Source organism: Shewanella sp. (genome assembly GCF_051658185.1).
Taxonomy (GTDB): Bacteria; Pseudomonadota; Gammaproteobacteria; order Enterobacterales; family Shewanellaceae; genus Shewanella.
Genome location: NZ_JBOFMC010000036.1, coordinates 1 through 10,481, shown reverse-complemented (window position 1 = coordinate 10,481; position 10,481 = coordinate 1). Strand labels below are relative to the sequence as shown.

Here is a 10,481-nt window from a genome sequence, read left to right as displayed (position 1 = left end):
GTGTACAGCTCACCGTTCGCCTTAGGATAACGCAGGGCAAACTCATAAAAACAACTGGGGATCTCCAACACGCCATCACTAAATTCCACGGCAATGGTATCGGCCATCGTGGAAGATTGCTCTAATAACACCTCGGGCGAGCCTTTAATTTCGCCGCCTGCGCTATTGAGCACAAATCCCGCTTGCTTAAGTGCGGTATTGACGGCCTCAAGGGTGTCAAAGCCTTCTAAGTGATTAATAGAAACCGTGAAATGATTGGCGCGATAGCCCAAGGCGGCAACCCATGCGGCGTATTCGCTTTCTGCCAAGAGTGCCTTATAGGTTGGTGAATCAATACTCCAATGGCGGCCCGAATAAATAAAGTTATCCGCTGTTGTCGCTTGTTCATCCACTTGGGCAATTAAGCCTTGGATGGTGCGTTGCAATGATGGGCTAAATTCTTCGACCAATAACTCTGAAATAAACACCTTAGGTTGAGTGGCGTCTGGGTGCTCAAAATGCTTAGCGACCAGCTTTTTCTGCTCAAATCGGTAGTCACCGCAGGCCACATAACCTAAGGAGGTAAAATGCTCAGCCAGCACCGCTAAATTCACCTTAGCGATGTTAAAAGTACGCAGAGCGATATGATCATTGATGATAGGCTTACCATGGCCTAATAGCTGGTGCACCTTGGCTGCCGACGGGGTCATTTGAATATAGTCTTGCCACAGCGCGGCAAACAACGCGTTGATATCAGTATGCATAAAAACTCCTTGTAGGGTACGTGCGGCGATGACACTTGTTCTGCCGCTCACAGTCAATATCACTCGCCTAGCCACCCGCTGCCCGGCGACTCAGTTACAGCTTCAGTAGCGTGACGGCTTGTTATAAAAAAGGAAGAACCGCGATCCTTCCTCACTTGTCTCACGATAAACTCAATCCTGGACTGAGGGTTGCCGGCAAGCTCACCGCATCGGCCTCAACGGAGGCGACGGGATACGCACAGTAATCGGCGGCATAAAACGCACTCGCCCTATGGTTACCCGAGGCACCTACGCCACCAAAAGGCGCAGCTCCCGAGGCGCCCGTGATCTGCTTATTCCAGTTCACAATACCGGCACGAATACGGGCGAAGAAATACTCATAATCCTCACGGCTATCAGCCAAAATCCCCGCCGATAGGCCATAACGGGTTTGGTTCGCCAGCGTTATCGCCTCGTCAAAATCGCGGTAGCGCACCAGTTGCAGCAGTGGTCCGAAGTATTCCTCATCGGGCAACTCGCTCACCGCAGTCACATCAATCAGTCCGGGCGACACTAAACCTGTTCCCGCTTGCAGATGCGTAAGCTCAACCAAAGGCACCCCGCCTAAACTCAGCAAGTTCGCCTGTGCGGCCAGCATACCTTTTGCAGCCGCTTCGGAGATCATTGAGCCCATAAACGGTTGCGGCTGCGCATTCCAAGGGCCCACTTTAATCTGTTTAACCGCATCAACCAGCTTGGCCACTAAGGCATCGCCCTGCTCGCCTTGCTCCACATAGAGCCTACGGGCGCAGGTGCAACGCTGGCCTGATGAAATATAAGCCGATTGCAAAATCTCGTGCACTGCGGCTTTAATGTCGGCTACGCCTTTGATAATCAGCGGGTTATTCCCGCCCATTTCTAAGGCGAGGATCTTACCCGGATGTCCCGCATATTGTTGATGCAATAAGTGACCCGTGCGAGAACTGCCCGTAAAGAACAGGCCATCCAGTTGTGGATGCGACGCCAGCGCTTTACCCGTCTCGACCTCACCTTGGACTAGGTTAAGTACGCCGGCGGGCAGGCCGGCTTTTTCCCAGAGTGAGACCATCAATTCGGCCACTTTGGGCGTCAATTCAGAGGGCTTAAACACCACAGTATTGCCCGCCAGCAATGCCGGGACGATATGGCCATTGGGCAAATGCCCTGGGAAGTTATACGGCCCAAACACGGCCACCACGCCGTGGGGTTTATGGCGCAGCACAGCGCGCCCTGCCGGCGTGTCATTGGCTTGCGTACCGGTGCGCTTATTGTAAGCACTGGCTGATAAGCCAATTTTACCGATCATGGCCGCCACTTCAGTGGCGGTTTCCCATTGGGGTTTACCGGTTTCTTGCGCAATCGTTTCGGCTAATTCGGCTTTATTGGCTTCGAGTTGGCTACGATAAGCTTCAACCATCGTTAAACGCGCATCAAACCCCAACATAAACCAAGCAAATTGTGCCTCACGGGCGGCATCGACGGCCGCGTTAACTTGTGCAGCGGTCGCCGTTTGGCCGCGCCAGATAATGTCGCCATTGGCGGGGTTACTCGAGGCCACATCATGACCCTTACCGGCATGCCACTGGCCTTTAATGAAATGTGTCATTTGCTATTCCTACATTGCCAAAATACGGATGTGATCGCCCTTGGCGACCATTAATGCAGCCCCGAGTGCGGGACTTAGCGTGACATGGGTAGATTGCTCATCCACGGCTAAATATGCCGCCGTCGCGCGGTAATGCGCTAATTGGGTATTAGAGATAATAAATTGCTTATCGGATGGGGCCATGTCGCCAATGTCTACGGTCAGTAAACGGCTTTCACGCACGGCGCGAATATCGGTTAAACGACATTCCACCGTAGGGCCGCCGTCAAAAATATCCACATAACCGCGACATCGAAAGCCTTCAGCTTGCAACAGACTTAAGGCGGGGCGAGTATTGGTATGCACTTCACCGATGACTTTTTGCGCCTCCTCTGGCAGCAGGCACACATACACAGGGTTACGGGGCATCATTTCGGCCATAAACGCTTTTTTGCCTAAACCCGACAAGTAATCGGCTTCGATAAAATCGATACCTAAAAAGTGCCGTTGCAGCCAACCGTAAAATGGCGAATGCCCCTGCGCATCGCTCACGCCGCGCATTTCAGCGATGACCGTTTCGCCAAACCGCTGTGAATGTTGAGCTAACAACAAAAACCGACTGCGAGAGAGCATGCGGCCATTATTGCCCTTGCGATAAGGCTCCCGTAAAAACAAAGTACACAGCTCGGCGGCGCCGGTGTAATCGTGGCAGAGCGTTAAGGTCTCCACCTCATTACGCACCGCAATTTGCGCAGAATGGTACACCTCTGTCCCTAAACGATAGTGATAAAAGGCATCCTCCATGCCAACGGCGGCCTCGATAGCGCAGGTGCCCGCGATTTGGCCGCTGGCGGTATCCTCTAACACCATCAAATAACCTTCATTAAATGGGGTATCGACGTGTTTGACAAACGAGGCTTCGGCGCGGGCAATTTTATGCCGCAGTAAATCCGCATTGACCGGTAATGAGGTAAAACCGTGGCCTGACTCTTCGGCTATTTGATAAAGCGCTTCAAAATCAGCCGCTTGAATAGGACGTATGATTAACACCATTAGCTCCTCATGTTGACTTGCTGCGGCAAGCACGCCTACCAACGCAATGGCAAGCCCCATACCCGCAAGCATTCCCAGACAAAAAAAGGAGTGCGAATCAATTCAGCACTCCTTTCGTCATCAGGCGGCGATACTTGCGACAGCCCGCTCAAAACGCGCGAGCCCTTCGGCGATATCAGCCTCGGGGATCACCAACGAGGGCGCAAAACGCACCACATTGGCACCGGCCATGAGGCTCATGAGTCCTTCGGCAATACTTGCCATCAAAAAGTCCCGTGAACGTCCTTGATACTGCTCATTTAGCACCGCACCTAGCAGCAAGCCTTTACCACGGATTTCAGAAAACACATGATATTTATCATTAATTTGATTTAAGCCATCACGCAACAGTTGCTCGCGATGTTTTACCCCCTCAAGAACCTCTTGAGTGTTAACGACATCTAAAACCGCATTGCCAATGGCGCAGGCTAACGGATTGCCACCGTAGGTTGAACCGTGAGTCCCCACCTTTAAGTGCTCCGCAATTGCCGTGGTAGTCAGCATCGCCGCAATTGGGAAACCGCCACCGAGCGCTTTAGCCGTCGTTAAAATATCCGGCACGATGTCGGTGCCCATATAAGCATAAAGTTGACCGGTACGGCCCACCCCTGTTTGCACTTCATCAAAAATCACCAGTGCATTATGTTTCGTGGCCAGCTCACGCACGGCGTGAAGGAAGGCAGGATCTGCACTAATAATGCCGCCCTCACCCTGCAATGGCTCGAGCATAATGGCACAGGTTTTATCCGACACCGCCGCCGTTAACGCGGCAATATCGTTGTAAGGCAGATGGGTAATGCCCTGAGGCTTAGGCCCAAAGCCATCAGAATAGGCAGGCTGGCCCCCCACACTCACGGTAAAGAAGGTACGGCCATGGAATGCCTTATCAAAAGCGATAATTTCATCTTTCTGCTCGCCGTACTTTTCTAAGGCGTAACGACGGGCTAATTTTAGCGCCGCTTCGTTCGCCTCAGCGCCCGAGTTAGCAAAATACACTTTCTCAGCAAAGGTGCTGTTAACTAACTTGGTGGCTAATGCCAGTGCCGGTTCATTGGTCATCACATTGGACAGATGCCAGAGTTTTTCGCCCTGTGTTTTTAAGGCGTTAACCAGAGCGGGGTGGCAGTGGCCAAGGCAATTAACGGCAATGCCTCCGGCAAAATCGATATATTCTTTTCCTTCTTGATCCCAGACGCGGCTCCCTTCTCCTCGAACCGGGATCACCGCAGCTGGCGCATAATTAGGCACCATCACGACATCAAATTGCGCACGATCTAATTTCATCTCAACACTCATTTCAGCATCCTTTATGTTTAGGTGGCGGCAGCCCACGCCGCGAGGTCCCACGGTATCTTTATTTGGAGTTAGTGCTACCGGGTATGCTTGTTGCTATTAATAGTCATTATTAGCGAAAATGTGATCAAAATACCAGTTTTTCATAGACATCAAAGCGGATGCATTGCTGCAAACTGCATAAAGATTGCCGTTAAAGAACTATACAAGCGCTTAATATGAGGGGCTGCAGCATAATTAGTCAGAAAAAAAGTTATTTACTCCGATTTTTGCGGACTATTGATTGAATATCAACAACAGGACAGCCTAAGCCTATTAAGATATGCCGAGTCAAGCAGCCAAGAGAATGCCTAATAGCCACTTCACTAACCGCGGGGGGATTGTCGAGTGATGGCCTTAACCCTAAGGAGCGGCGCCCAAGCACGTGAGGCCACTCATAGCAGCGTCAACTTACGATAATTTTGCGCCTTAAGCTGCAAAAGCTCCTGCCCCGTTAGCTCGTAATAATCAAACATGATACGTTTTTCTTGAGGCTCTATTTGGCGCATTTCTTCTAATAACAATACTTTAGCATAACAACTCGCCCTCGCGACCAAAGCCGCTTCCTGGGACAATTGCCGATAGGTTAAGCTGTGATCCAACTCCTTTAATAACCGAGTTAACGGATGATGCTCAAACTTAAGTTGCGCTAATAATTGCCAATTAAACTTTAAACCATGGTTAAGGACTTGCTCAAATACCGCGCTCGCCGGAAATTCCGTTGCGCTCACCGCATCGAATACCTCTTTATCGCGACTGCTGCTCGCCTCGCGCAGCCAAGTGCCCCAAGTGTTATCAAATAGGCGCGCACTCAAACTCAGCACCACAGACATGCCTAACTGATTGAATAACGCGCCACTGTAGACCAACGCCGAATCTGCGGCATTTAGCTGGGCAAGGGCATTGGCAGCAATACCGCTGACGATGCTGTAACGCCAGATTTTACGGGTGGTCCACAACAACTTAGGATTGTCACTGGGCAACCAATTGCGCAAACACAGATAGGGGATAATCGTGCGCAGATTTTCAATGCCGATATAATTCATCACTAATTTGATATCGGTGACGCGCACCTCGGAACTTTGCACTGGCCGCGCCCGAAACAGCGGGCTGTTAACCATATTGGTTAAATCTCGCCCCAGCCAGCTTAAATGTTCAATTAACGGCCGGATCCGCTTGGCATCCAGCTGTTTTGCAAGGAGTAACTCTAGCAGGATGAGCTGCGTTTCATCGATGGGAGTGTTTGCCAGCACTAGGCGAGGCGAAGCCAAATGATGCTCAATAGCATTGTTGACTGTCTCAATTAATTGAGCCGAGACCGCTTCAAAAACTTGCCTGGCTTGAAGCTGTTTTTCAAGGCGCAATAGAATAGCCTGGCGCTCCACCTCAAGCTTATGGGCATAGGACTCAAGCTCGGTATCAAGCCCCTCCCACAACGTCGCAGCCACCTTTGGCGCACCGAGGATCAACTGCTGATACAGCCGGTGCTCAATCTCGATCACCTTGCCAGGCCTTAGGCCGCCCGCTACGGATATAGCCACTGCTTGCCATTCCTTATTAGTCCGTTGAAGAGGCTAACTAACATCGTTAAATTCCTGATGATTCCAGCATATACAAGGCATCTTCGCAACCCCGCCTCCTTGCGTCATGGCGTCAAGCCCGCATGCACACGGCGCCAGTCGCCAAAAAAAAAAGGCCTTATAACAAGGCCTCTTACAAACGAGATTATTTCAACTCTTGCTCAAAGAGCTTATAAATCCGGCGATATTCGTCCAGCCAACTAGAAGGCTGGCGGAAACCATGGGGTTCGACGGGGTAAATCGCCGTTTCGAACATCGGCTTTTCAAGCTCAATTAAGCGTTGTACTAAGCGCACACTGTCTTGGAAAAACACGTTGTCATCGAGTACGCCGCTCATGATCAATAACGGTTTAGTCAGGCCTTGGGCATGTTCTATCGGTGAGCTACGCTCATAGGCGATAGGGTCGACATCGGGGGTATTTAAGATATTCGAGGTATAGGGCGCATTGTAATGGGCCCAATCCGTCACCGGGCGCAGCGCCGCCCCCGCTTGGAATAACTCAGGCTCAGTGAACAATGCCATAAAGGTTAAAAAGCCACCGTAGGAGCCGCCATAGGTACCTACTCGCTGGATATCCACATGGGCGTTGTTCGCCATCCACGTCACGCCGTCCTTTAAATCCTCGACTTCAGGATGCCCCATCTTACGGTAAATGGCGGTGCGCCAATCACGGCCATATCCCTTAGAGCCGCGATAATCCATGTCCAGCACCACATACCCTTGCTGACTCAACAGATTGTGGAACATAAACTCTCGGAAATAACCGCTAAATCCATAGTCGGCATTTTGCAGATAACCCGCGCCGTGATTAAAAATCACCGCTGGGTATTTTTCAGCACGAGAAGGGTCATAGCCTTGAGGCAAATATACCCGCGCGTACACCTGCCCTGCGCCATGGCTCGAAGGCACGGCCACCACCTCTGGCGCCTGCCAAGGATATTGCTTAAAGGCATCGCTGGTGTAGGACGTTAGCTGGGTTAATTGCCCACCAATATGCTGCACATAAAGCTCATTAGGCTCAGTGCGCCGCGACGCATTAAGCAGCAACTTAGTTCCGTCGGGACTTAACTGGTAATCGAGATTACCATCCCACTGGGTTAACTGCTCATTTTTAGCGGTAGCAAGCTCCACGCGGTGGACATTATAAATCCCAGGGTGGCGCTGGTTGGCTTTGTAATAAATGTATTTGGCATCGGGTGATAAACTAATATCGCTCACCACAAACTTGCCCTGAGTCAATGCGCGCGGCGCCTCGCCTGCGGCTTTAAGATAGAGATGGGAATAGCCTGATTCTTCAGACAGATAATAGAGCGTATCCGTTCCTGGCAGCCAACCAAATTGATTATTTTCGTAATTAACCCACGCTTCGTCATGCAGCCGGTGTTCCGTCACCAGCTTGCCCTTGGTGAGATCCACGGTCGCAATCCAGCGATCTTTATTATCAGTCGCTTCTACCATCACCGCGACTTTATTGTCCGCGTCATGCCACTGAATTGCACTTTGGCTCCAGCCCCAGTCTTGCATGAGTTGGATCTTACGTGGCGTCTTGCCATTGTCACCGCCCGCGCTCTGGGCATCCGCGCCCTTGGCATTCGCCAACGCATATGCCTCGCCCTTGGCGGCCGCATTTTCAGCTTTGACCTTCGCTAAGACATCCTCATCAAAGCCTGTGAGTCCCTCAATCGTGATCGCCGTTTGTTTATGCTCTTGAAGATCAAGCACCAACAAACGCTGGCCAGGAGGCGTATCTTCGGCTACCCGAGTGCGTACGGGGACGGGATCAATATAACCTTGAGCCCCAAGATAATTGGGCATAATGTCGTGCGGGGCGCTGGGGCGATAATTTTTATCGGTGAGTGCCAATAAAATATAGCGGCCATCGGGAGATAAACTCAATTCAGACACGACTTCATTGTCACCTAAATACCAGGTCAGCGGCGCAAGCGTCGGATCATGCTTTTGCAGCTCATCGTTAAACTGCTGCTTGGCTTGCGCATGCTGTTGCTGCAGCGCCACATATTGGATGAGCCTATGCTGCTGTTTTGCTAAATAACTGCTGGGTTCTTGCAACGTCTCCGGGGCTTTGGCCATTTTAATTTCGGCAAGCTGCTCAACAAGACCGGTATTGAGATGAATTTTAAAGACACTGTCACCCTGCCAATAGGCAATGTCGCCATTATTTAAAAACCGCACGCCATCAATGGCACCGCGCTGGCGCGTTAACTGGGTGATCTTGCCTGTCGTTAACTGTTTAACAAAAATATTGCCTTGATAGAGATACGCTTTTTTAGACTTGGAAGGATCAAGCACCCCATATTGCTGATCCGCAGCATGCAATTTATCAATGGCTAACTCACTCGCACTGCTAGCGTAAATCCCCTGCTGGTAATAACTCGGTAAAGCAGCCGCACTGGCTTGACGGGCAAACAACACGCTTTGACTATCATCACTCCAATAGGCCTCTTTAGCCAAAATCCCCATCCAATCGGGATTAGCCATAATTTGATTGAGTGTCAGTGGCTGTGAAACTTGAGGTGGTTGCGCCAAGGGCACTTGCACCGAAGGAGGTGTCGTGTCTCGCAACTCAATTCCCGTCGGTGATGCAGAGCATCCCGCCAGCACCGCTACAGCTAATCCACTTAAACCCCAATTTCGCATTGCGCCTTTCATTCGTCCTTCCTTTTTATTGTTATTGTCTTGGTTTACTGCCCTGATACGATGATCGATGGGCTTAAGCCTTGAACATTATTTGGCGCCAGTTATATCACATTTACACCGCAACTTTATGTAAAATTAGGATAAATCTTGTAACAGAGATTGACGCCCCCATAACAGAAAACAGGCGCATATTCGACGTTAGACTTTAGACATTAGACTTAAGGGCGGTAAACTTAGCCTAAAGAAGCTAAGCGGGGGAAAGCGGGGTCTGAGCTAAAAAATTAGCGAGCAGCTCATGACCTTGCTCAGTCAGAATGGATTCTGGATGGAACTGCACCCCATACAGGGCTAACTCAGGCTGGCTCATCGCCATGATCTCGCGCCCATGCACAGGATCATCAAACCATGCATCCAGTACAAAGCCTTCAGGCACGGCATCCACTAATAAGGAATGATAACGGGTGACGGTTAAGGGGTGAGCTAATCCACTGAATAAACGTTCGCCACTATGGTTAATGTGGCTAACTTTACCGTGCATCACCCGCTTTGCTCTAATCACATTAGCGCCAAAGACTTGAGCAATGGCTTGATGACCTAAACACACACCCAAAATAGGAATATGACCCGCAAAACGCGCAATCGCCGCAAGGGAAATCCCCGCCTCATTAGGAGAACACGGCCCGGGCGAAATCACTAAATGACTCGGCGCTAAGCTGGCAATTTCCTCTAGACTAATGTCGTCATTACGCTTAATTACAATCTCCTGACCTAGCTGCTGAAAATACTGCACTAGATTAAAGGTAAACGAATCGTAATTATCGATCATCAGCAACATAAGCGTTTTATCCATTTCATTTGCAAGACTTTTGTTCCTGCCGATCTGTCTTAATACCCGCATTTTTTGATACCCTGCGCCGACGATCGGGAACTGCCTGTACTTAAAGGGCTATTTTCTCACGTATTAGACTGCGTATAAACCACCGAATACGACCAAAAAGCTCCCGGGTTATCAAGACGTGTGCACTTTCCTTGCCCGACCCACTGCACGGTTGAGCTGACGCAAGCAATGAGCGCGGTGGTGCCACGGTTATTTCGTCAAGGGGGGCGCCATTACAAAATCGGCGTAGGTTTAATTGAGTTAGTCAAAGTGCGCCATAGCCAGTTAGATTTATCAACCCCTCCTACCGCTAAGTCTGAGCTGATGCAGGCGCTCGATGGTATTAATCAACGCTACGGCAGTGACGCCTTATTTGTCGCCACCCAAGGCATAACGCATTAATGGGTCATGCGTCGCGAGCTGCTGACACCGCAATACACCACCAACTGGCGGCACTTGCCACGTATTTGTTGTTACTGATAATTTCAATGCGTACATGCTGAAGGTAAACCAAGAAAATTGTTCCATTGATGCTCGGATTTTTTGGTTGTGCCTTAATGTGTTAGGTTTAGAGCCCGCCATGTATCCAAGAGAA

General features: G+C 50.4%; 9 protein-coding genes and 1 pseudogene. 2 read left to right on the top strand and 8 right to left on the bottom strand.

The window, feature by feature from the left end:
- From ACRCZA_RS01565 to ACRCZA_RS01535, 7 genes are all read right to left on the bottom strand, one after another.
- Positions 1-743, bottom strand: a 743-nt coding sequence (locus tag ACRCZA_RS01565) for a DUF1338 domain-containing protein (RefSeq protein ID WP_438672729.1), incomplete at its 3' end; no start/stop codon positions are given.
- Positions 744-903: 160 nt separating this feature from the next.
- The gene (gene astD / locus ACRCZA_RS01560; RefSeq protein ID WP_438672728.1) at positions 904-2,367 is read right to left on the bottom strand and encodes a succinylglutamate-semialdehyde dehydrogenase; all 1,464 of its coding nucleotides are present in this window, start codon (positions 2,365-2,367) and stop codon (positions 904-906) included.
- 9 nt (positions 2,368-2,376) lie between these two features.
- Positions 2,377-3,396 (bottom strand): arginine N-succinyltransferase, encoded by a 1,020-nt coding sequence (gene astA / locus ACRCZA_RS01555; RefSeq protein WP_438672732.1) that lies wholly within the window; start codon positions 3,394-3,396, stop codon positions 2,377-2,379.
- Between the two features lie 123 nt (positions 3,397-3,519).
- Entirely contained in the window at positions 3,520-4,734 is a 1,215-nt protein-coding gene (locus tag ACRCZA_RS01550; RefSeq protein WP_438672727.1) for an aspartate aminotransferase family protein, read from the bottom strand.
- A 431-nt stretch (positions 4,735-5,165) separates the two neighbouring features.
- A complete protein-coding gene (locus tag ACRCZA_RS01545; protein ID WP_438672726.1) occupies positions 5,166-6,311 on the bottom strand; it encodes an HDOD domain-containing protein in 1,146 nt (381 codons plus the stop codon).
- 184 nt (positions 6,312-6,495) lie between these two features.
- On the bottom strand, positions 6,496-9,021 hold the full coding sequence (locus ACRCZA_RS01540) for a prolyl oligopeptidase family serine peptidase (protein ID WP_438672725.1): 2,526 nt from the start codon (positions 9,019-9,021) through the stop codon (positions 6,496-6,498).
- Between the two features lie 235 nt (positions 9,022-9,256).
- On the bottom strand, positions 9,257-9,844 hold the full coding sequence (locus ACRCZA_RS01535; RefSeq protein WP_438672731.1) for an anthranilate synthase component II: 588 nt from the start codon (positions 9,842-9,844) through the stop codon (positions 9,257-9,259).
- A 180-nt stretch (positions 9,845-10,024) separates the two neighbouring features.
- On the opposite strand from ACRCZA_RS01535, the pseudogene ACRCZA_RS01530 reads away from it, so the two are divergent.
- Both ACRCZA_RS01530 and ACRCZA_RS01525 read left to right on the top strand, forming a co-directional pair.
- Positions 10,025-10,168: pseudogene (locus tag ACRCZA_RS01530) on the top strand (DNA polymerase V subunit UmuC); the annotation flags it as partial.
- Positions 10,169-10,210: 42 nt separating this feature from the next.
- Positions 10,211-10,288 carry a DUF4113 domain-containing protein gene (locus ACRCZA_RS01525; RefSeq protein WP_438672730.1) on the top strand — a complete coding sequence of 26 codons (78 nt, stop codon included), beginning with the start codon at positions 10,211-10,213 and terminating at the stop codon, positions 10,286-10,288.
- On the opposite strand, the gene ACRCZA_RS01520 is transcribed toward ACRCZA_RS01525, so the two are convergent.
- On the bottom strand, positions 10,256-10,481 hold a 226-nt coding region (locus tag ACRCZA_RS01520; RefSeq protein ID WP_438672724.1), incomplete at its 5' end, for a hypothetical protein. The two genes, ACRCZA_RS01525 and ACRCZA_RS01520, sit on opposite strands and share 33 nt — an antisense overlap.